A 21,222-nucleotide genomic window follows, 5' to 3' on the forward strand; every position below is an offset into this window, starting at 1 on the left:
GTGGCGAAGGCCTCCATCTGCCTGATAACCAGGTCCACGGCCGCGCGCTCCTCCTCCGGCGGGTAATTGCCTCAATGGGATCTGGTCGGGAACCCCTGGGGCGAATGGAACGTAAGGATCGAGGACTGAAGTGCAGCACTCCTATCGCGCTCTTTCGTTCGATGGTGACGGCACACTGTGGGATTTCGATTCCGCAATGCGGCAGGCTCTCGAAGACGCGACCCACCTTCTTCGCAGCGCAGGCGCCTTTCAGCCTGACGGGCCGGTGACTGCCGACTGGCTTCGTGAAGTCCGTGATCATGTCGCCGGACTTGAGGAGTACCGCGGGAAGACCATGGAGAGCATCCGCCTTGCCTCCTTCCAACGAGCGGTCGCTCAGTGTCAGATCTCCGATGCCGGTCTTGCTCAGGAGTTGCATGAAACATATATGGAAGCGCGCTGGAAGCGACTGCAGACCTATAGGGATGTACCGGACGCGCTTGTTGCGTTGAGTTCTCGATACAGGCTCGCTCTCGTTACCAACGGTAACACCCATCCTTATCGAGTCGATCTTGACGGCGTCTTTGATGCGGTTATCGTTTCCGCTGAATGCGGCCTGTACAAGCCCGATCCAAAAATATATCTTCATGCCTTGCTTCAAATGGAGCTCAAGCCTGCTGATGTGCTGCACATAGGCGATGATCCTGTCGAGGATGTGGATGCCGCTCAACGAGCCGGTATAGACGCCGCCTGGGTCAACCGTCAAAATGCTCGCTGGCCGTACTCCGCTTCTCCCAGACTGACCGTCAGTGATCTGGGTGAATTGACGACCCTCCTCTTGGGGTGAGGCTTTTCCATCCTGGCGCTACGTCCCTCTGGGTTCGCGATGACCGGCAAAAAGCCGCGTGAGACTACTGCTGGATGAGAACGTGTACCGGCCGCTCCACCAGGCCATCGCCGCTTTCGTCCTGGGGCATGAGATCGTCCACCTGCTGGATCTCGATCGTTGGTCCGAAACACGGGATGAGAACCTCTACCCCCGCGCGGTGGCCAAGGGATTTCACGTCATCCTTACCAACGACGCCCGGCAAAGGTCTCCATCTGCCTGATGACCAGATCCACGGCCGCGCGCTCCTCCTCCGGTCGAAGAGGTCGATCAGCACATAGGCGATCGAGTGCGAGAATTCACCCGGCGGACGCCAACGCTGATGTGAACACCGCCGCCGGGTCAGCGGCAACAAGGTGAGGAGCGGTATGGCTGATCAGCGTGTGAACGACGTGGGAGCGCCTGGACAAGGCCCGGGGGGCGAGGGAGAGCGTGGGGGCCTCGCCTGGGTGGTGACGGAGGTGGCCGCTCCCCAGTACGTCGCGATCGCGCTGCCGCCGGTGACCGGTCTGCTCGCTCATGGGTGGACAGGTGCGATGTGGGGTCTGCTCGCGGCGGCGTTGTGCGCCGGCGTGCCCGTAGGGGTGATCGCGGTCGGTGTGCGGCGGGGGCGCCTGGACTCGATGCACCTGGTCGACCGGAAATCCCGTAGAGGGCCGATGCTCGCCGGTCTGATCACGGTGGCGGTCGGCCTGGTGCTGCTCGCCCTGCTGGACGCGCCGGCCATCGTGACGGCGACGGCGGCGGTGATGCTCGGCTGGGTCCTGGTCATGGGTTCGATCACGATGTGGTGGAAGATCTCCTTTCACACGGGGGTGGCCGCCGGGGCGGCGGTCGTGCTGGCGCACGTGCTGCCCGCCGCGGCGACGCTTGCGGTGGGTGCCGCTCTCGTCGGTGTGATCGGTTGGGCGCGGGTACGGGTATCCCACCACACACCCACCCAGACCATCGCGGGTGCGGCGGCCGGAGCGGGCGTGGCGTGGGCGGTACTGACGCTGACGCTCTGACCTCGGTGGTCGTCGCCCACGTCACGCGGCTGGAATCGAGGTCTTCGCGTGTCCCACTTGAACCCGGCACGGAAGGGCTCGATACCCCCAAACGGGCCAGGGTGAGCCGGACAGGGGCCGGCCGTCACTTGAGCGGCTTCAGCGGAAAGCGATGTGTTCGCCGACGATGGCCGGGCAGGGTTGGCGGTGCCGCCCCTGCCAGGGGGAGAGGAAGTAAACCCGGGTTTACTGCCGGAACCGACAGGCCCCCGGGCTTCGCGCTGTTCTCAATCAATCGCAGCGCAGTCGATCGACGATCACACCTTAAGGTCAGGTTTCGGGCGTGGACCGTCCGGTGGCGGCGCGGCGTAGGTCGAAGAGGTCCGACGGGGAGATGGGCATCTTGTCGATCCTGATGCCCTCGGCGTCCTCGATCGCCGAGGCGATCACCGCGGAGACCGGGATGACCCCCGCCTCGCCCGCGCCCTTGATGCCCAAGGGGTTGAGCGGGGACGGGGTCTCCAGGTGGGCGGTCTCGATGAAGGGCACCTCAGTGGCGTACGGCATCAGGAAGTCCATGAACGAGGCGTTCAGCAGCTGGCCGTGGCCGTCGTAGACCATCTTCTCGTACAGGGCGCCGCCGACGCCCTGGGCGACCCCGCCGTGGATCTGCCCCTCGACGATCATCGGGTTGATCAGGTTGCCGCAGTCGTGCACCACGGCGTAGCGCAGGATGCGGATCTCCGCGGTCAGCGGGTCGGTCTCCACGATCGCCGCGTGCATGCCGGAGGCGAAGGTCGAGCGGATCGGCGAGTAGTAGTCGCGCCCCTCAAGACCCGGCTCCTCCCCCTCGGCCACCGGCGGCCGGTCGAAGGACGAGGCGCCCGCGAACTGGGTCGCCCTGGCCGCCTCGGCGTCGAAGGCGTAGCGCAGCGGGTTGGACAGCACCGCCACCGTCGCCAGCGGGATCGTGGTGCCGGGAGCGCCGACCACCCGCACCTCCCCGTCGACGATCTCCAGGTCCCGGGGGTCGGCCTCCAGCGCCTCCGCGGCGATCCGCAACGCCTTCTCCCTGACCTTCCTGCAAGCCAGGGCGATCGCGTTGCCACTCATCACCGCGGCCCGCGAGGCGAACGTGCCGACCGCGTAGCCGAACCTGCGGGTGTCCCCGGTGACCACCGAGACCCGTTCCAGCGGCACACCCAGCTCGGCCGCGGCGATCTGCGCGAACACCGTCTCGTGCCCCTGCCCCTGGGAGGTGAGCCCGGTGGAGACGTGCACCCGGCCGTCCGAGGTGATCTGGACGTGCCCGCCCTCGTACGGGCCGACACCGGTGCCCTCGACGTAGCAGCCGATCCCGATCCCGATCGCGCGCCCCTCGGCGGCGGCGCGGGCCTTCAGCCCGGGGAAGTCGTCCCAGCCGATCAGCTCCTTGAGCAGCCGCAGCGACTCCGGGTAGTCGCCGCTGTCGTAGATCAGCGGGCGGCCGTCCTGGAAGATCAGGCCCTGGTCGTAGGGGAACTCGTCGGGCTGGATGAAGTTGGCCGCGCGCACCGCGGTGCGGTCGGCCCCCAGGTGCTCGGCGATGTGGTCCATGGTCCGCTCCATGCAGAAGACCGCCTGCGGGCGGCCCGCCCCCCGGTACGGGGTGACCTGCACGGTGTTGGTGTAGATCGAGGAGAACTCGACCCGATAGGCGCCGATCCGGTACGGGCCGAGGAGCTGGGTGGAGGTGATGATCGGCACGATGATCCCGTACGGCGTGTAGGCGCCGTGGTCGTGCAGGATCTCGACGTCCAGGCCCAGAATCCGGCCCTCGTCGTCGAAGCCGACCCGGACCGACTGCACCTGGGCGCGCTCGTGCGCGGAGGAGATGAAGTGCTCGCGCCGGTCCTCGGTCCACTTGACCTCCTGGCCGAGCGTGATCGCCGCCCACGGGACCAGGATCTCCTCCGGCCAGGGGTGCACGATCTTCACCCCGAAACCGCCGCCCACGTCCGGGGCGACCACCTCGACCTTCGGCAGCGGCAGGCCGAGCTTGGCCGCGATGGCCATCCGGACGCTGGTGGAGGTCTGGGTGCTGGAGTGGACGCGTAGCGAACGGTCGTCGGCGTCCCAGCGGGCGTGCACGCCGCGCCCCTCCAGCGGCATGGACGCGCTGCGCTCGATGTCGAGCCGGAAGGCCAGCGTGTGCGGCGCGGCGTCGATGGCCTCGCGCGCGCCGAGCCCGGCGGCCGAGGGCACCTCCTGGACCAGATGCGCGCCGACGTTGCCCGGCACGTCGGCGTGCACGAGCTGGGCGGACTGCGCGGCCTCCTCCACCCCGACCACCGGCTTGAGGATCTCGTAGTCGACCTCGATGAGCGCGCAGGCGTCCTCGGCGAGGTAGCGGTCACGGGCGACGACCATCACGACGGGCTCGCCGACGTGCCTGACGATCTCGCGGGCCAGCGGGTACGCGGTGCGGCCGTGGGTCAGCGCCGGATGCGGGATGAGCAGCGGCAGCGGCTCGGCGAGCGCGCCCGGCAGATCCTCCCAGGTGTAGATCGCCACCAGCCCCTCGACCTCGATGGCGGCCGAGACGTCGATGTCGCGGATCCGGGCGTGGGCGTGCGGGGATCGGACGAACGCCGCCTGCAGCGCCCCCGGCGCCAGGTCGTCGAGGTAGAGGCCGCGCCCGGTCAGCAGCCGGGGGTCCTCGCGCCGCCTGACCGGCTCGCCGAACAGTTTCGTGGTCATGATCGCCTCACCGGGACGTGTCTCCTGCCTCGCCCGCCCGAGGGTCCTCCGGGACCACCCGGAAAGTCCTCGTGCTCCCCCGAGAATCTCCCGCGCCCGCTCAAGGCTCCTCCGCCATGATCTCGGCCGCGCGGTGGACGGACTTGACGATGTTCTGGTAGCCCGTGCACCGGCACAGGTTGCCGGAGATGCCCTCCAGCACCTCCTCGTCGCTCGGCGCCGGGTTGTCCCGCAGCAGCGCGGTCACCGTGCACAGGAAGCCGGGCGTGCAGAAGCCGCACTGCAGGCCGTGGCACTCGGCGAAGGCCCGTTGCACCGGCGAGAGCGTGCCGTCCTCGCCGGCGAGCCCCTCCACCGTGGTGATGTCGCGCCCGTCCACGGTGACCGCGAACGTCAGGCAGGAGCGGACGGGCTCGCCGTCCAGCAGCACCGTGCAGCATCCGCAGACCCCGTGCTCGCACCCGACGTGCGTGCCGGTCAGGCCGAGGTCGTGCCGCAGGCAGTCCGAGAGCAGCCGCCGCGCCGGGACCGAGGCCTGCCTGACCACCCCGTTGACGGTCAGCGTGATCTCATGCATCTACGGCCTCCCTGGCGGCGTCACGGAGTGCCTGCTCGGTGAGGACTCCGGCGAGGTGCCGCCGGTAGGCGGCGGTCGCGTGGATGTCTGCCTCCGGCTCGATCCCGTCCTGCACGGCGCGGGCCGCCGAGGCCCAGTCCGCCGAGTCCGGCGGCCGGTGACCGACGGCCTCGGTGACGTCGACGAGCACCGGGACGGGGCCGAGGCTCACGCACGCCACCGTGGCCGAGGTGATCCTCAGATCGTCGTCCAGCACGACCAGTGCCGCGATCCCGGCCAGGGCGTAGTCGCCGTGCCGCCGGGCGACCTCGCGGAACGCGGTGCCCGAGCGCGGGGGCGGGACGGGGAAGAACGCGGAGACGGCCAGCTCGCCCGGGTCGATCGCCGACTCCAGGGGGCCGGTGAAGAAGTCCTCGGCGGCCACGTCCCTGACGGCGCCCGGCCGGGCCAGCCGTACCGAGCCCCTCAGCAGGGCGAGCACGGCCGGCAGTTCGGCGGCGGGGTCGGCGTGGGCCAGGCTGCCGACCACGGTGCCCCGGTTGCGGATCACCGGGTGGGCCACCAGCCGGAGCGCCTGGCGCAGCAGCGGCTGGGCCGCGGCGACCTCCTCGGAGCGTTCCACCGCCGCGTGCCTGGCCAGGGCGCCGACCCGCACTCCGCCAGGCTCGACGTCGACGGCCGCCAGTTCGGCCAGCCGGTTGATGTCGACCAGATGCGCGGGGGCGACCAGCCGCATGTTCAGCAGCGGGATCAGGCTCTGCCCCCCGGCGAGCACCTTGCCGTGCTCCCCGGCCCCGGCGAGGGCGTCGAGCGCCTCGCCGAGGGAGCGGGGGGCGTGGTATTCGAAAGGGGGTGGTTTCACCCGGCGGCCTCTCGTTGTGGCTCGGACACCTCTGCCGGACCGGCGCCGCCCCGTCCGGAGATGGCCCGGAGCAGGTGGTAACCCACCACCACCACGATGGTGCCGAGGGCGATGCCCTCCAGCGTGAAGTCCGAGCTGATCATATGCTTGACCGGGCCGATGGCGAGGATGATTCCCGCCCCGATCGGGACGAGGTTGACCGGGTCCGCGAAGTCGACCCGGTTCTCGATCCAGATCTTCGCGCCGAGCAAGCCGATCATGCCGTACAGGATGACGGTGATGCCGCCGAGCACGCCGCCCGGCGTGGCCGCGACCAGCGCGCCGAACTTCGGGCAGAGGCCGAACAGGATCGCGATGACGGCGGCGATGTAGTAGGCGGCCGTCGAGTAGACGCGGGTGGCGGCCATGACGCCGATGTTCTCGGCGTAGGTGGTGGTCGGGGAGCCGCCGAAGGTGCTGGCCACGACCGTGGCGGCGCCGTCGGCGATGACCGCCCGGCCCATGTACGGGTCGACGTCGGTCTTGGTCATCTCGCCGACGGCCTTGACGTGGCCGACGTTCTCGGCGACCAGCGCGATCACGGCGGGCAGCACCAGCAGTACGGCGGAGAACTTGAAGTCGGGGAAGTGCATGTTCGGCAGGCCGATCCAGTCGGCCGCCGCCACCGCGTCGAAGCTCACCCTCGGGTGCGTGTCGATCGCGCCGGTGCCCGCGTTGAAGGCGGTGATGTTGCCGAAGATCTTGTCGGCCCCCCAGGAGAGGACGAAGCCGATGATCAGGCCGAGCAGGATGGCGATCCTGCCGATGAAGCCCTTGAAGAGCACGATGAGGACGAACGTGACGGTCATCGTGATCAGAGCCATCCACTGGTCCTGCGGCCAGTAGATGTCGGCGACGACGTACGCCAGGCCGAAGCCGATCAGCATGACGACGGCACCGGTGACGACCGGCGGGAAGACCCGGTTGATGACCTGCACGCCGAGGAAGTGGACGGCCACACCCACGAGCGCGAGTACCAGTCCGGCGACGAGGATGGCGCCGGTGACGATCGCGTCGGTGGCGGGCGTGTCACCGCCCATGAGCGCCCGGATGGCGAGCACGCCTCCCACGAACGACGCGCTGGTCCCGAGGTAGCTGGGGACCTTCCCCTTCACGATGAGCAGGAACATGATCGTTCCGACGCCCGAGAACATGATGGCGACGTTGGGGTCGAGCCCCATCACCAACGGGAAGACGAACGTGGCGCCGAACATCGCGACGACGTGCTGCGCCCCGAATCCGACCATCCGCGGCCATGACAGCCGCTCGTCGGGTCTGACCACCTCTCCCGGGGCGAGTGTTCGGCCGTCGCCGTGTTTCGTCCAACCTGCAACCATCGAGCCCCACCTTTCACCGGGCCGTCGGTCGGTGGCCACCCCGCGGGCATCCCTCCGGCGAGTCCCTTACTACCGTTGCGGGCACATTAGGACTGAGCCCATGTGCGGACATCGTCATGATCTGCCAAATCTGAGCAGCTGACCAGTGAATGCCTCGCGCACCACCAGTGAGAACGCCCGGTGAAGGACACGGGGGACGGTGAAAGATATAGGTATGTGACATGGCCGGCAGCGCGGACGGCCCGTCGCGGCCCGGAAAAGCGGCCCGAGAGAGCGGCCGGGGGCAGGCGGACGGCCCGCCGGAGAGCAGGGCGGGGCCGGTGACGGGATCAGGCTCCGGCGGCGACCACCCGGATCTCGAAGCCGTCGCCGGTCACCACCTGGCCGTTACGTATCTTGCAGGTCTTGCGGAGCTCGACCTCACCGTCCACCAGCACGTTGCCGTCGGCGATGAAGTGCTTGGCCTGACCGCCCGTCTCGGTGACGCCGCAGTACTTGAGCAGGTCACAGAGCGGGATGTAGTCGGTTTCCAGCTCGAAGGTCTCGTTCACGCCGAACAGCTTAGGTCCCGCGCGCTCCAGGACGCGGGTGCTCCTTCGGACGCCGACTCCCGCGCACGTCCGGGACGCGGAGCACCGGTCTCAGATCCCCCTCATCCGCAGGACGTGCAGGGCCAGGGTGAGGTTCAGCCGCAGGTGGGCGTCCTCGGTGAAGCCGCCGAGCATGCGTTCCAGCTTGCCGATCCGGTAGCGCAGCGTGTTGTAGTGGAAGTGCAGTCTGCGCGCCGTCTCCGCCACGTTGAGGTTGGTCTCCAGCAGCACCTGCAGGGTGCGGCGCAGGTCGGCGTTCTCCGCGTCGTCGTCGGAGGCGAGCGGGCCGAGCGTCTCGCGGACGAAGGCGTGCAGCTCGGCGGTGTCGTTGACCAGGGAGAGCAACCGGTAGACGCCGAGCTGGTCGAAGTGCGCGACCGCGCCGTTGCCGTGGAGCTGGCGGCCCACCCGCGCGGCCTTCAGCGCCTGGCCGTACGCCTCGGGCAGCGCCTCGGCACCGACGGCGGTGCGGCTGGCGCCGGTGGAGAAGGTGGCGGGCAGGCACTCGGCGAAGGCCACGGCGGCGTCCTTGGCCAGGCGGCCCGCGTCGACCGCCGCGTCCACGATGGTGACGACCTCGTGGGAGAAGCCCGCCACCGCGCCGCGCGCGTCGTGGCGGCGCATCGCGGCGGTCCAGCAGGTGACCAGCCGGTCCTGGGCGGCGCGCTCGTCGCCCTCCGGGTCGAGCTCGGCCACCAGCACGGTGACCGGGCGCTGCAGGTCCCAGCCGAAGGCCCTGGCCCGGGAGGAGACCCGCTCGGAGCCTCCCGCCCTGCCGGTGAGCACGTCGCGCAGGAAGTCGGCGCGGTACTTGCTCTCGACCGCGTTGACCGCCTCCTGCCGGGTCACCACCAGCGCGGCGACCGTGGCGGCACGTTCCAGAATGCCGACATCGCTGTCACCGATCGAACCGACGGGGCCGCAGGCGACGATCCTGCCGTGGTGGTGGCCGCCCGCCACCACCGGCACCGAGGTGTGGCGGGAGTCGGGGGCGCCGCGCAGCGCGGCCACGTGCTCGGCCGGCCCGGCCGAGGCCAGCACGTGGCCCGTCCCGTCCAGCACCGCCACGCCCACGTCAAGCAGCCCCGCCACCTCGGCCGTCACCTCGCGCAGCCCGCCCCCGGCGAGCACCACCTGGACCAGCGCCCGGTGCGCCTCCTCCGCCCTGGCCAGCACGACGGCCTGGCGGTTGAGGATGTCGGTGAGCACCTGGTTGAGGATGTCGTCGAAACCGACGTCGTCGGGAAGCTGGATCAGCGGGAAGCCCAGCCGGTCGGCCTGCTCCACCATCTCCTCCGGCAACTCGTCGAGGTAGCGGCCGAGCTTGATGGCCAGCGCGGCCAGACCGCGCTCGTCGAGGTCGGCCACCAGCCTGCCGAGCGACTGGGGGGTGTTGCGCAGCGGGTAGCCGGTGGTGAGCAGCAGCTCGTGCGGCTTGACCCAGGCCAGGACGTCGGGCACCTCCATCACGTTGAGCCGCTGCACCACCCGGTCCAGGCCCCGCTCTCCCGCGATCAGCCGGGCTCCCGCCAGCGTCGAGACGCCGAGGACCTCGCCGACGGCGACTCCGTGAATGATCGTTCCGGTGCTCGCCGGCCGTACGGGAGGTTCCATGAGGCGATTGTGACCGATAGACCCGTCTGTCAGGAAGAGCCAACCTTTGGGCTGACTGTTGGCAGCTTTATCCGTACGGCCTGCGTCCACGCCCGTTCTACCGTACGGCTCAATGGATGGGGGAGTCCGTGAGCGAGCGAACCGCTGGAGAGAGCACCTTCACACCCACGGGGCCTGCCGAGGAGCGCTCATGAGCGTTGGAACGCGCCCGAAGGCGCGGCACGTGCACGTGCGGACACATGGCACCGGCGCGGCCAGCACGACCCTGCGCCAGGTGCTGGAGGCGCCTCGCCGCCCGGCGCGGGTGCTGGCGGCCTTCCCCGCCGGCGTCTACCTTGAGGTACGCACCGAGCTGGAACCGCAGGTCATCGCGGTGGTGACCGGGCAGGCCACCCGCCTGCCCAACGCCATGGTGGTCACCGACCCGATGCCTCAGGTCGCGGTGGGTGACGAGGCGTGCGTCGGCGACGGCTCGATCGACGTCGGGCGGCTCAGCCTGCGGGCCCATCGCTGGTGGAACCCGGCCCCGCCGCTCGGCACCGTGAAGGTGGCGGAGCTGGTCCGCTCGCTGCCCGCGATGACCGAGCTGTGCGAGCGGTCTCCGAGGCGGTCGGGGCTGGAGGGCAACGGCGCCGCCGGCCTGCTGGCCCAGGGGTGCGCCGAGGGCTCGCTGCTGAAAAGCGTCGTGGCCGCCGAGCAGCTGGTCGGTCTGGGCCCCGGGCTCACGCCGAGCGGTGACGACGTGCTCGCGGGACTGCTGGTCGCGCTGCGCCACCTGGGCGGCGCGACGGGGGCCGGCCGTGCCGTCTGGCTGGCCGACTGGCTGGCCGCCGCCGTCACCTTCGACGTACGGGGCAGGACCACCCCCATCTCGGCGGCGCTGCTGCACTGTGCCGCCAGGGGCGAGGGCAGCGGCGAGGTCCTGGCCGTGCTGCGGGGCCTGGCGGGGCGGCAGTCCCTGGAGCCGGCGCTCCGCCGCCTGCTCCAGCTGGGCCACACCTCAGGGGCCGACCTGGCATGGGGGCTGCGCATCGGGCTCGCGGCGGTGATCGATCTGGAAGGCAGGGGCAATTGAGCACTGATGTGGTCCGGGTGCGCACCGGGGTCTACCACGACTCCGTGAGCCTGATGCGGGTCAGCCGGACGGCGACCGCGCTTCCCGGCGTGGAGGTCGCGGTGGTGGCGATGGCCACGGAACTCAACCTCGGGATCGCCGCCGAGCTGGGGTTCGACCTCCCCAAGGCCGGTCCCGCCGACCTGCTGATCGCGCTGCGCGGCGGCGAGGCGGACGCCCTGGAGGCCGCCCTCGCGGAGCTGGACGGGTTGCTGGCGGGACTCTCCACCCCGCCGGCCGGCGGCGCCGCCGAGCACCCCCCGCACACGGTCCGTGCCGCGGCCCGCGAACACGCCGCCACGCTGGCCCTGGTCTCGGTACCCGGGCCGCACGCGTTCGCCGAGGCGCTGGACGCGGTCGAGGCCGGCCTGTCTGTGATGATCTTCAGCGACAACGTGCCGGTCGAGCAGGAGGTACTGCTCAAGCGACGCGCCGCCGAGCTCGGCGTGCTGGTCATGGGCCCGGACTGCGGCACCGCGGTGATCGGCGGAGCCGGTCTCGGATTCGCGAACGTCCTGCGGCCGGGCCCGGTCGGTCTGGTGGCCGCCTCGGGGACCGGTGCGCAGCAGGTGGCCTGCCTGCTGGACCACGCGGGAGTGGGGGTCTCCCACGTGCTGGGCGTGGGCGGCCGTGACCTGTCCGCGGACGTGGGTGGGCTGTCCACCCTGCGCGCCCTGGAGGCCCTCGACGCCGACCCCGCGACCGAGCTGATCGTCCTGATCTCCAAGCCTCCCGCGCCCGAGGTCGCGCGGGCCGTCGCCGAGACCGTCGCGAAGCTCGGCACTCCGGTCGTGACCGCCCTGCTCGGCCCCGGCCAGGACGACCTGACCACGGCGACCGAGACCGCCCTGCGCGCCCTCGGCGCCCCGGTCCCCGCCTGGCCCTCCTGGCCCGCCCCCGGCACGGCGCGGGGGCACGCGGGAGGTCTGCGCGGCATCTACTCGGGTGGGACGCTCTGCGTGGAGGCACGGCTGATCACCGGAAGCGGGGAGTTCACCGACTTCGGCGACGACGCCTACACGGTCGGCCGGGCCCACCCGATGATCGACCCGACGCTCCGCCTGGAGGCCCTGGCCGAGGTGCCGCCGGGCGAGGTCGTCCTGATCGACGTGGTCCTCGGCCACGGCGCCGACCCCGATCCCGCCGCGACGCTCGCGCCCGTGATCGCCGGGGCCACCGCGAGAGGTGTCACGGTGATCGTCGCCTTGGTCGGCTCCGAGGGCGACCCGCAGGGACTGAACGCGCAGGCCGAGACCCTGAACGCGGCGGGCGCCGCGGTGTTCACCTCCAACGCCCAAGCCGCGGGACACGCCGCCGAGGTCGCCGGGATCGCTCGTTGACCGCCGTCGGACGCCGGGTAGCGGCTGCCCTCTCCCCGGACGTCACCGTTCTTCGCTCAGGAGTTCACCCATGACGCTGACCATGCTTTCCGGCGAGCCGGAAGTGATCACGGTGGGGGCCGGCGTGCTCGGCGAGGCGCTGGACGCCCAGGCCGTCCCCCGGACGCGGGTGGACTGGCGCCCGCCGATGCCCGGCACCGAGGCCGACCTGGCCCGGGTGCTGGCCGACCCGCGCAGGGGCCGCGCCAACGAGACGGCGGTGGGCCGCCTGGTCTCCGCCCGGCCGCAGCTCGTCGGGGTGCGTCCCGCGCACGAGGTACTCGACCTGCCGAAGGGCACGTTCCTGCACGCGGGGCCGCCGATCGAGTGGGAACGGGCGTCGGGTCCGATGCGGGGCGCGCTCATCGGGGCGATGCTGCTGGAGGGGCTGGCCGCCGACGCCGCCGACGCCGAGGAGCGGCTGGCCCGCGGGCAGGCGCGGCTGGACTCCTGCCACCACCACCGGACCGTCGGGCCGATGGCGGGCGTGGTCACCCCGTCGATGTGGATGTTCGAGGTCCATGACGCCGAACACGGCGGCACCGCCTACTGCTCGCTCAACGAGGGGCTGGGCAAGGTGCTGCGCTACGGCGCGTACGGCCCGGAGGTGCTGAGGCGACTGCGCTGGATGGCCGAGGTGCTCGGCCCCGTGCTCCAGGCCACCCTGGAGCGGAGCGGTCCGCTGGACCTGCGGGCGCTGACCGCGCAGGCCCTGCAGATGGGCGACGAGCTGCACAACCGCAACCGCGCCGCCACCTCGCTGCTGGTCCGCGAGCTGGCTCCCGAGGTGGTGGAGGCCGCTCCCGGCCACGCCGCCGAGGTGCTCCGCTTCATCAACGGCAACGACCACTTCTTCCTCAACGCGGGCATGGCCGCGTGCAAGGTCAGCGCGGACGCCGCGCGGAACGTCCCCGGCTCCACGATGATCGTCGCGATGGCACGCAACGGCACGGACTTCGGGGTCCAGGTCTCCGGGCTGGGCGATCGCTGGTTCACCGGCCCCGCGGGCGTGCCGGACGGTCTCTACCTCGGCGCGTACGGTCCGGACGACGCCAATCCCGACATCGGCGACTCCACGATCACCGAGACGGCCGGCCTGGGGGGCTTCGCGATGGCCGCGGCCCCGGCGATCGTGCGGTTCGTCGGTGGCGACGTCTCGGACGCGACGGCGGCCACCCGTTCCATGTACGAGATCACCCTGGCCGAGCATCCCGCGTACCAGATCCCGGGGCTGGACTTCCGGGGCACGCCGGTCGGCGTCGATGTCACGCTGGTCGCCAGGACGGGCCTGCTGCCCACCGTGAACACCGGTATCGCCGGCCGGGTCGCGGGGACCGGACAGGTCGGCGCGGGCCTGGTCAGCCCGCCCGCCTCGGCTTTCACCACGGCACTGGCCGCACTGGCCGAGGCGGCCGATCATGGAAACGGATCGGTTTAGCGCGATCCCTTGGCTATTGAGAACGGGCAAAGCTGACAATTCACCCGCTCGCCGGTAGCATTCGGCGACGTCAGGGCGCGGACACAAGTTCAGTGATCCGAAGAACACCGATCACTGACAAATGCCGTCAAGCGCTTTCTCCGTATGCCAACTTCCATTACCGAATGACATCCCGATATCGTGTCCAGCCTTACAAAAAGGGCTGGTTGTGGGGAACGGGGTACGATGACCGATCGCTTGCTCGGGAGAAACCCCCAGGGGCCTGAGGGTGGCGATTCCGCCGGAGCCACACCGGAGGGCCAGGGCAGGCTGGTGGGCAGGCGCTACCGCCTGGTGTCGCCGGTGGGCCGTGGTGGGATGGGCATGGTGTGGCACGCCCACGACGTCCTGCTCGACCGGGACGTCGCGGTCAAGGAGCTGATCCTCCCCTACGGGCTCGACCAGGCGGGCAGGCAGGGGGCGCACCGGCGGATGCTCCGCGAGGCCCGCTCGGCGGCCCGGCTCAGCCACCCCGGCATCGTCACGGTCCACGATGTCGTCGAGGAGGACGGCCGCCCCTGGATCGTGATGGAGCTGGTCCGCGCCTGGTCGCTTGAGCAGGCCGTACGGCAGAGCGGACCGCTGCCCGTGGTCCAGGCCGCCGAGATCGGCATCCGGGTGCTCGACGCGCTCCGCCACGCCCACGCCGCCGGGATCATGCACCGCGACGTCAAACCCGGCAACGTGCTGCTGACCTCCGACCGGGTGGTGCTCACCGACTTCGGCATCGCCGCGATAGAGGGCGACGTCACGATCACCCAGACCGGCCTGCTGATGGGCTCCCCCGCCTACATCCCGCCGGAGCGGCTATCGGGCCGGCAGGTCACTCAATCCTCCGACCTGTGGTCCTTCGGTGCCACGCTCTACGCGGCGGTCGAGGGCCGGCCCCCCTACGAGGGTCCTGACGCGGTGGCCGTGCTCGGCGCGATCCTCACCCAGGAGCCCAACCGCCCCCAGCGAGCCGGTGCCCTGATCACCGTCATCGAGGGCCTGCTCCGCAAGAACCCCGCCGACCGGATGAGCGCCGCCCAGGTGTCGGATCTACTGGACCGGGTGCTGCGCAGCCACGGCTCCAGCACCCCGAACCGCACGCCCAGCCCGGCGCCCTCGTCGATGCCGGTCCCCGGCGACTCCATGCCGATGCACCTGATGCCCCCGCTGGACGTGCCGTCGGGGCCGATGCCCTCCCGGATCATCGAGACGCCCTCCGGCCCGATCCGGGTACCTTACGACCCCGCCGCCGACTCCTCGGGCGGTCACGCGCTCCCCTACGACGCACTCGCCGGCCCGAGCGGGGGCCACCGCGCGGACCTGCTCTCCCTCCCCGGGCACTCCTCAGCTCCCAGGTCCGCGCAGACCGGTGGGCACCAGCGCGGCTACGACGCGTTGCGCATCCCGGCGACCGGACCTGACGGCAACCCGTTCGACGCGCTGACCAGCTTCTCCGGCGACCTTCCCGGTGTCCCGCCGTCCGCACCGCCGCGCGATGGGCGGAGCGGGGCCGCACCCTGGCCAATCCAGGGGCCCACCCCGGCCCCGCAGGAGCAGGCCCCCTCCGACGCCGTACGGAACTCCCAGGCCCTGACCTCACCCGGCAGGGTAGGGGCACGCGCGGGCACGCGCCGCGCGCCGGAGCGCGAGGGCGGCCGGTCGCGCGGCAGCGGCCCCGACAGCCGTCTGCTGATGCTCGGCGGGGGCGGCGTGCTGGCCATCGTGGTCGCCGGGCTCATCGTCTTCCTGATCGGCGACGACTCCGGCACCGCGAACCCCACGGGCCCCTCGGCGGCGATCTCCGCGCCCGCCGACCCGGGGACGTCCTCCGGGGCCGACGAGGAGATCCCCGACGGCTTCAAGTCGGCGAGCGCCGCCGGGGTCTCCGGCGCGGTGCCCGGCGACTGGACCGTGAAGGCCGGCCCCAAGGGAACCGTCACCTTCTCCGGGCCGAAGGGCGGCGGGCAGAACATCGTCGTCGTCGAGGTGCCGGTCGGGGACCCGGTGGCGGCACTCCGCAAGGCGAGCAAGAAGGGCCTGGACGAGTACACCGAGGTGGGCGTGACGGCGGTGAACTATCGCTCGTGGAAGGCCGCGGACTGGGAGTACACCTACGTCCAGCCCAACGGCGTCCCGATGCACGGGCTGACGCGCTACGTCGCCGTCAACGGCCAGACCGCCTACCAGATCACGTTCAGGGTGCAGGATCTCGACTGGGAGAAGAACTCGGAGATCCTGGGCACCTTCTTCGCCACCTTCACCTCCGCCGACTGAGCCTGTCCGCGAGACGACTTCCCGGTTCGGTCACGAGTGATGACAGACTTCACTCGTGACCGCCGACACCACGCCCCCCGACATCTCCGGTGCCCGCAGTGACGGCGGTGAGCGGATCGCCACGGTGCAGCGACGGACGCTCGCCGTCCTCTCCGCCGCCCAGATCAGCGGCGGGATCGGCGTCGCCGTGGGACTCGCCTTCAGTTCGGTGACCGTGAAGGAGCTCTCCGGCTCCACGACGCTCAGCGGGCTGGCCGGGACCGCGACGGTGCTGGGCGCCGCGCTGCTGGCGCTGCCCACCGCCAGATCGTCCGGCCGGGGTGGCCGGCGGGCCGGGCTCACCCTGGCCTACGGGTGCGCCCTGCTCGGCTGCCTGGTCTCGCTGCTCGCCCTCACCATGGGTTCGTGGCCGCTGCTGCTGGCCGGGCTGGTGCTGTTCGGCGCGGCCAGCGCGGGCAACCTGGCCTCCCGCTACGCCGCGACCGACCTGTCGGCGCCGGGGCACTCGGCCCGGCACCTGTCGCTGGTGGTGTGGGCCACCACCATCGGGGCGGTCACCGGCCCGAACCTGGCGGGGCCCGCCGAGCGGTTCAGTGCCGGGTTCGGCCTGGCACCGGGTAGCGGCCCGTTCGTCCTCGCCCTGCTGAGCTTCGCGATCACCCTCGGCGTCATCCTCCTCGCCCTGCGCCCGGACCCCCTGCTTCTGGCCCGCTCCGCGTCCCTGCCCCCATCCCTGCCCCCGGACACCGTTCCGGACGGCACCGCCCTGGACGGCACGATCCCGGAGGCCGCGTCACCCGCCCCCGGGGGGCGGAGCACGACGCCGCACGGCTCCGACTCCACTCCCCCCTCGGTCCCGGCCACGGCCTCGGGGAAGGGCGGGGGCACGTTCCGCGCCGCCTGGCGGGTACTGCGTGAGACCCCCCTGGCGAGGCGCGCGCTGGCCGCGATCGCGGTCAGCCACACCGCCATGGTGTCGATCATGTCGATGACCCCGGTCCACCTGGACCACGGCGGCTCGACGTACACGGTCATCGGTATCGTGATCAGCCTGCACATCGCGGGAATGTACGTGCTGTCCCCCGTGGTCGGCTGGCTGGCCGACCGGGCCGGACGGACACCGGTGCTGGTGCTGGGGATGGGCCTGCTGCTGACCTCCGCCGTCCTCGCGGGCGGGGCCGGGGCGCACGACGTCACGCGGATCACCGCCGGGCTGACCCTGCTCGGCCTCGGCTGGTCCTGCGGGCTGATCGCCGGCTCGGCGATGCTCAGCGAGGCGGTGCCGCTGGCACACCGCACCTCCGTGCAGGGCCTGTCGGACCTGCTGACGAACCTCTGCGGCGCGACCGGAACCGTGGCCGCCGGGGTGATCGTCGGCGGTCTCTCCTACGGCGCGCTCGGCGTGGCCGTCGGGGGCATGGTGACGATCACCGGCGCCTGGCTGGTCCTGAGCAGGAACTGACCCGCCGGGATCCGGGGCTCCTGGCCGCTCATCCCCGCCGGGCGGAGCTCACTTGGCGTCGGCGTAGCACCGCACCTGGACCGCCTGCATCGGGAAGCGGACGGGGGTCGAGCCGAACAGCAGCCGGCTCGCCTCCTCCGCCGCCCTACCGACCGCCGCGACGACCTCGTCGGCCTGCTCGGCCGGGCAGTGCACCATCACCTCGTCGTGCTGGAAGAACACCAGCCTGGCCGGGTCGGGCAGCAGGCCGCGCAGCACCGCCATCAGCGCGAGCGCCCACTCGGCGGCGGTCGCCTGGACCACGAAGTTTCTGGTGAACCGGCCGCGGTCGCGGGCCGCGCGGCCTCCCTCGGGCCCCGAGACCAGCTTCCGCCAGCCGGCCGAGGGCGGCGGCGAGGTGCGGCCCAGCCAGGAACGGACCACCTTGCCCTCCTCCCCCGCGCGGGCGGCGTCCTCCACGAACTGGTAGGCGCGGGGAAAGCGCTGGCGCATCACGGCCAGCAGCTTGGGCGCGTCTCCGCTGGTGCCCCCGTACATCGCCGACAGCATGGCGATCTTGGCGTTGTCGCGCTCGCCGCCGAACGCCTGCGCCAGCGCCTGGTAGAGGTCGATCTGCCCGGCCGCCTTGGCCAGGCCGCCGTCCCCGGCCATGGCGGCCAGCACCCGCGGTTCCAGCTGGGCCGCGTCGGCGACGACCAGCGCCCAGCCGTCGTCGGCCACGATGACCTTGCGCATCAGCTTGTGGATCTGCAGGGCGCCGCCGCCGTTGGTCGCCCAACGGCCCGTCACCACGCCGCCCACCACGTACTCGGGCCGGAAGCGGTGGCCTCGGACCCACTGGTCGGCCCAGGCCCAGCCGTGGAAGCTGTAGAACCTGGCCATCTCCTTGTAGGCGAGCAGGGGCGCGACACCGGGGTGGTCGACCTGCCTGATGTCGTGGGCCCTGGTGGAGGAGACGGGCACGCCCGCCGCCTTGAACGCCCTGACGATCTGCTGCGGGGAGTCGGGGTTGAACGGGGTGCCGAAGGCCGCCGCCACCTGGTCGGCCAGGGCCTGGAGCTTGGCGGGCCGCATGCCGTGCACCGGGCGCGGGCCGAGCAGGTCCGTCAGCAGCTCGTCGTGCACGTCCTCGCGCCAGGGCATGCCCTCGGCGGCCATCTCCGCGGCGATCAGCGCCCCGGCCGACTCCGCGGCGACCAGCAGCCGGAACCGCCGCGGGTCCGCGGTGGCCTCGATGCGCCGCAGCTGGTCGGCGTGGACCTCGGCGACCAGGTCCGCGTCGGGGGCCGGCGCCTCCTCCTCGAAAAGGGTGGCCTGCCGCGCCTGGGGTCCCTGATGGTCGTCCGGCACGGGGAGGCCGTGCAGCCTGGCGTGGGCGGCCCTGGCCGAGCGGGGCTCGCCGAACCGTCCCTCGTGGGCCAGGAGCAGGCTCTCGGTCAGCGCCAGGTCGTGGCAGCGCGCCAGCCGCACGCCGGCGGCGAGCAGCGCGGGATAGACCTCCCGCGTGTCGGCCCAGACCCAGCGTGGCTGCCGGGCCTCCAGCTCGCGGACCGCCGAGACCAGATCGGCGACGGCCACGGCGGACTCGCCGTCCACGCGCAGAACGCCCCCACCGCCGGGGGCGGCCGCGACTGACACGTTCATACGCCAACAGTGCCACGCCGATACGACATTCCGGCCGGGTCAGCCGAGCGGTATGACGATCTCGTCCTCGAGCGGGGGCTCGATCTCCTGCGGCAGGCAGCCGGTGGCGGCGAAGCAGCGGATCCGTAAGGCCTCGGGCGTCACCGAGACGTGCAGGAAGCTCTTGAAGAACGGCGGGGTGTCCCAGTCCGACAGCTCCGACAGGTAGCGGTGGAAGATCCTGCCCACCGGAAGCCGGAACGGCATCGGCCAGCCGCCGAGGATCCGGGCCGCCCATCTCATCCGCCGGGTGATCGGCACGGCCGGGATGTCCCGTACCGGGGTGTTGCCGATCTGCCGGGACATCAGCGCCGTGCTCTCGTCCGGCGTGAGGTAGAGCCACCGCATGCGCAGCCGGTCGCTGTAGAGCCTGCTGTAGAACGACAACGAGTCACCGCGGAGCGGGTAGCACCTGTAGTCGTCCTCGTGCAGGCCGCCGACGGTGACCCTGGGGATGGTGTGGGTGGCGTGCATGAAGGCCCCCGAGCCGCCCGCCACGATGTACTGGATGGTCCGCTCCCCGACCTTGATCGGAAAGCGCTGGTAGTTGTGCACGTCGCCGCCTATCGCCGCGACGTAGTTGTGCGCGGGATCGGTGACGATGTCGTCGACGGTGCCGCCCCCGGCCAGCTTCGACGGCTTGTAGTCGTTGCGGGTGTAGATGGGCTTTCCGGTGATCAGCACCTTGGGCCGGGGGTCACGGGAGACCTCGCGCAGCCAGCCGGCCTGCTCGGAGTCGATGTCGCCGCGAATGCCGGTGTCCACGCCGACGATGAGCAGCCCGGGGGTCTCCATCACCCAGTAGGGGGCCGGCTGCACGGCCTGCTGCTCGGGTCCTGACCGCCGCTCGCGCGCCCTGGCCAGCCGGGCCTCGTCGATCTTCTCGGGCCTGCGCCAGAGCAGGCCGCGCAGCCCGGAGGGCGAAAGCCTGCCCCCCTCGCCCTCCACCTCCAGCGACGGGGCGTCACAGAAGACGCGCATGAAGCCGCCGAGCCCGTCGTACCAGTCGTGATTTCCGGGGATCGCGTAGATCGGCGCCCGGTAGTCCTGGTAGGGGCGGAAGAACTTGTCCTCGTACTCGTTCCCCGAGCCTGTGGGGTAGATCACGTCACTGGCGACGACCGCGAAGGCGGTGTCCTCGCCGATCCTGAGCATGCCCGGCACCACGGCGTACTGCGAGGAGTCGCCCTCCCCGGTGTCACCGAGGACCAGGAAGGAGAACTCGGGACCGACGTCCATCGGGATGCGGAAGGAGGGGTCGGCACCCCGGGCCCGCTGGGACGCCACCCAGCGCGCCCGTACCTGCCCCGACGGATCTCCGAACAGGGCCGCGAGGACCTCGTTCCTGGAGCGCCAGACCGTACGCACATCGAGCCAGGAGAAGGCTTTCTGGCTGGGTAGCAGGTCCTCGAAGGTCCCCCTGCGCGTGCAGGACCAGCCCGCGCCCTCCTTGGACACCCGGGAGGAGACCTCACGCCCGCGCTGCGCCGCCCGTCCGACATCGACCATGACCATATCTTGGCAATGATCTTAAGGAGTCGCACCCGGATCGCAGGCAATAAAGGAGGACGATCCACACCAGAAGCGGCTGAACCGGAAATCGTCCGGGGGAATCCGGCGGCGACCGGCGCCGGAGCCGGCACCGCCCCGCTGAAGGCGAGCAGGCGCGAGGTCGTCCCGCGGACTGGAGCGCTCCCCCACCTCGCCATGACCCCGGCGGTTCCCGCTCGCCCCTTTCCACCGGAACCCGCCACGGACCCGCCGGGAGAGCGGCTCATCCCGCGCCGATCTCTGGAATACAGTTCCACCGTGTACGCCTACTGGGAGACCGTTCCGACCAGGTGGAAGGACAACGACGTCTACGGCCACGTCAACAACGCCGTCCACTACTCGATGATGGACACCGTGATCAACACCTGGCTGATCAGGAGCGCGGGCCTGGACATTCACGACGGCGACGCCATCGGCCTGTGCGTCGAGTCGCACTGCGTCTACAAGGCGTCGGTCTCCTTCCCCGAACCCGTCCGGGTCGGGCTGCGGATCGGGCACCTGGGCCGTTCCAGCGTCCGCTACGAGCTCGGGCTGTTCCGCGAGGACGGCGAGACGGTCGTGGCCGAGGGCCACTTCGTCCACGTGTTCGTCGACCGGGAGACCCGGCGGCCCGCCGGGATCCCCGGGCCGCTCCGCGAGGCCATGGAGAAGCTGGTGGTCACCGGTTGACCTCCCATCGCCC

The 21,222-nt window shown here is 71.3% G+C and carries 17 protein-coding genes; 8 read left to right on the top strand and 9 right to left on the bottom strand.

What is annotated here, in order from left to right; translation table 11 throughout:
* Positions 1-130 precede the first annotated feature (130 nt).
* Positions 131-826 (top strand): HAD family hydrolase, encoded by a 696-nt coding sequence (locus ABT061_RS15190; protein ID WP_350916956.1) that lies wholly within the window; start codon positions 131-133, stop codon positions 824-826.
* 64 nt (positions 827-890) lie between these two features.
* On the opposite strand, the gene ABT061_RS48385 is transcribed toward ABT061_RS15190, so the two are convergent.
* Positions 891-1,142, bottom strand: a complete 252-nt coding sequence (locus tag ABT061_RS48385) for a hypothetical protein (protein ID WP_502991443.1) — start codon at positions 1,140-1,142, stop codon at positions 891-893.
* A gap of 91 nt (positions 1,143-1,233) precedes the next feature.
* On the opposite strand from ABT061_RS48385, the gene ABT061_RS15200 reads away from it, so the two are divergent.
* Positions 1,234-1,872 (top strand): phosphatase PAP2 family protein, encoded by a 639-nt coding sequence (locus tag ABT061_RS15200; RefSeq protein ID WP_350916959.1) that lies wholly within the window; start codon positions 1,234-1,236, stop codon positions 1,870-1,872.
* Positions 1,873-2,181: 309 nt separating this feature from the next.
* Here ABT061_RS15200 and cutA read toward each other — a convergent pair whose 3' ends face one another.
* The 6 genes from cutA to ABT061_RS15230 all read right to left on the bottom strand — a co-directional run bounded on the left by cutA (position 2,182) and on the right by ABT061_RS15230 (position 9,609).
* The gene (cutA, locus tag ABT061_RS15205; RefSeq protein ID WP_350916962.1) at positions 2,182-4,590 is read right to left on the bottom strand and encodes an aerobic carbon-monoxide dehydrogenase large subunit; all 2,409 of its coding nucleotides are present in this window, start codon (positions 4,588-4,590) and stop codon (positions 2,182-2,184) included.
* Between the two features lie 100 nt (positions 4,591-4,690).
* Positions 4,691-5,167, bottom strand: a complete 477-nt coding sequence (locus tag ABT061_RS15210; RefSeq protein ID WP_350916965.1) for a (2Fe-2S)-binding protein — start codon at positions 5,165-5,167, stop codon at positions 4,691-4,693.
* Positions 5,160-6,029, bottom strand: a complete 870-nt coding sequence (locus ABT061_RS15215; RefSeq protein WP_350916968.1) for an FAD binding domain-containing protein — start codon at positions 6,027-6,029, stop codon at positions 5,160-5,162. Before ABT061_RS15215 ends, ABT061_RS15210 begins: the two co-directional genes overlap by 8 nt.
* Entirely contained in the window at positions 6,026-7,405 is a 1,380-nt protein-coding gene (locus ABT061_RS15220) for a uracil-xanthine permease family protein (protein WP_350916971.1), read from the bottom strand. Before ABT061_RS15220 ends, ABT061_RS15215 begins: the two co-directional genes overlap by 4 nt.
* A gap of 329 nt (positions 7,406-7,734) precedes the next feature.
* On the bottom strand, positions 7,735-7,956 hold the full coding sequence (locus ABT061_RS15225) for an RNA-binding S4 domain-containing protein (protein WP_343967406.1): 222 nt from the start codon (positions 7,954-7,956) through the stop codon (positions 7,735-7,737).
* 90 nt (positions 7,957-8,046) lie between these two features.
* Positions 8,047-9,609, bottom strand: coding sequence for a PucR family transcriptional regulator (locus ABT061_RS15230; protein ID WP_350916974.1), 1,563 nt, complete (start codon positions 9,607-9,609; stop codon positions 8,047-8,049).
* Positions 9,610-9,799: 190 nt separating this feature from the next.
* Here ABT061_RS15230 and ABT061_RS15235 point away from each other — a divergent pair, with 190 nt between their 5' ends.
* The 5 genes from ABT061_RS15235 to ABT061_RS15255 all read left to right on the top strand — a co-directional run bounded on the left by ABT061_RS15235 (position 9,800) and on the right by ABT061_RS15255 (position 17,306).
* Positions 9,800-10,684 carry an oxamate carbamoyltransferase subunit AllH family protein gene (locus ABT061_RS15235; RefSeq protein WP_350916977.1) on the top strand — a complete coding sequence of 295 codons (885 nt, stop codon included), beginning with the start codon at positions 9,800-9,802 and terminating at the stop codon, positions 10,682-10,684.
* Positions 10,681-12,063 carry an AllF/FdrA family protein gene (locus ABT061_RS15240; protein ID WP_350916980.1) on the top strand — a complete coding sequence of 461 codons (1,383 nt, stop codon included), beginning with the start codon at positions 10,681-10,683 and terminating at the stop codon, positions 12,061-12,063. Before ABT061_RS15235 ends, ABT061_RS15240 begins: the two co-directional genes overlap by 4 nt.
* A 70-nt stretch (positions 12,064-12,133) precedes the next feature.
* Positions 12,134-13,540 carry a YlbE family protein gene (locus ABT061_RS15245; protein WP_350916983.1) on the top strand — a complete coding sequence of 469 codons (1,407 nt, stop codon included), beginning with the start codon at positions 12,134-12,136 and terminating at the stop codon, positions 13,538-13,540.
* A gap of 225 nt (positions 13,541-13,765) precedes the next feature.
* Positions 13,766-15,844: a serine/threonine-protein kinase gene (locus ABT061_RS15250; protein WP_350916986.1), complete on the top strand. Its 2,079-nt coding sequence runs from the start codon at positions 13,766-13,768 to the stop codon at positions 15,842-15,844.
* Positions 15,845-15,899: 55 nt separating this feature from the next.
* On the top strand, positions 15,900-17,306 hold the full coding sequence (locus ABT061_RS15255; protein WP_350916989.1) for an MFS transporter: 1,407 nt from the start codon (positions 15,900-15,902) through the stop codon (positions 17,304-17,306).
* A 48-nt stretch (positions 17,307-17,354) separates the two neighbouring features.
* Here the strand turns inward: ABT061_RS15255 and ABT061_RS15260 are convergent, their stop codons facing one another.
* On the bottom strand, positions 17,355-18,950 hold the full coding sequence (locus ABT061_RS15260) for a bifunctional 3'-5' exonuclease/DNA polymerase (RefSeq protein ID WP_350916991.1): 1,596 nt from the start codon (positions 18,948-18,950) through the stop codon (positions 17,355-17,357).
* Positions 18,951-18,989: 39 nt separating this feature from the next.
* Entirely contained in the window at positions 18,990-20,498 is a 1,509-nt protein-coding gene (locus ABT061_RS15265) for a metallophosphoesterase family protein (RefSeq protein WP_350916994.1), read from the bottom strand.
* Between the two features lie 300 nt (positions 20,499-20,798).
* On the opposite strand from ABT061_RS15265, the gene ABT061_RS15270 reads away from it, so the two are divergent.
* Positions 20,799-21,209 carry an acyl-CoA thioesterase gene (locus ABT061_RS15270; protein ID WP_350916997.1) on the top strand — a complete coding sequence of 137 codons (411 nt, stop codon included), beginning with the start codon at positions 20,799-20,801 and terminating at the stop codon, positions 21,207-21,209.
* Positions 21,210-21,222 lie beyond the last annotated feature (13 nt).

The organism is Streptosporangium sp. NPDC002544 (assembly GCF_040295965.1).
GTDB lineage: Bacteria > Actinomycetota > Actinomycetes > Streptosporangiales > Streptosporangiaceae > Streptosporangium.

Excerpts from the sequence above, each read along its gene's own strand:
- ABT061_RS15220 (WP_350916971.1), bottom strand. The coding sequence starts at position 7,405 with ATGGTTGCAGGTTGGACGAAACACGGCGACGGCCGAACACTCGCCCCG.
- ABT061_RS15250 (WP_350916986.1), top strand. The coding sequence starts at position 13,766 with ATGACCGATCGCTTGCTCGGGAGAAACCCCCAGGGGCCTGAGGGTGGC.
- ABT061_RS15265 (WP_350916994.1), bottom strand. The coding sequence starts at position 20,498 with ATGGTCGATGTCGGACGGGCGGCGCAGCGCGGGCGTGAGGTCTCCTCC.
- ABT061_RS15230 (WP_350916974.1), bottom strand. The coding sequence starts at position 9,609 with ATGGAACCTCCCGTACGGCCGGCGAGCACCGGAACGATCATTCACGGA.
- ABT061_RS15235 (WP_350916977.1), top strand. The coding sequence starts at position 9,800 with ATGAGCGTTGGAACGCGCCCGAAGGCGCGGCACGTGCACGTGCGGACA.
- ABT061_RS15245 (WP_350916983.1), top strand. The coding sequence starts at position 12,134 with ATGACGCTGACCATGCTTTCCGGCGAGCCGGAAGTGATCACGGTGGGG.
- ABT061_RS15210 (WP_350916965.1), bottom strand. The coding sequence starts at position 5,167 with ATGCATGAGATCACGCTGACCGTCAACGGGGTGGTCAGGCAGGCCTCG.
- ABT061_RS15200 (WP_350916959.1), top strand. The coding sequence starts at position 1,234 with ATGGCTGATCAGCGTGTGAACGACGTGGGAGCGCCTGGACAAGGCCCG.
- ABT061_RS15260 (WP_350916991.1), bottom strand. The coding sequence starts at position 18,950 with ATGAACGTGTCAGTCGCGGCCGCCCCCGGCGGTGGGGGCGTTCTGCGC.
- cutA (WP_350916962.1), bottom strand. The coding sequence starts at position 4,590 with ATGACCACGAAACTGTTCGGCGAGCCGGTCAGGCGGCGCGAGGACCCC.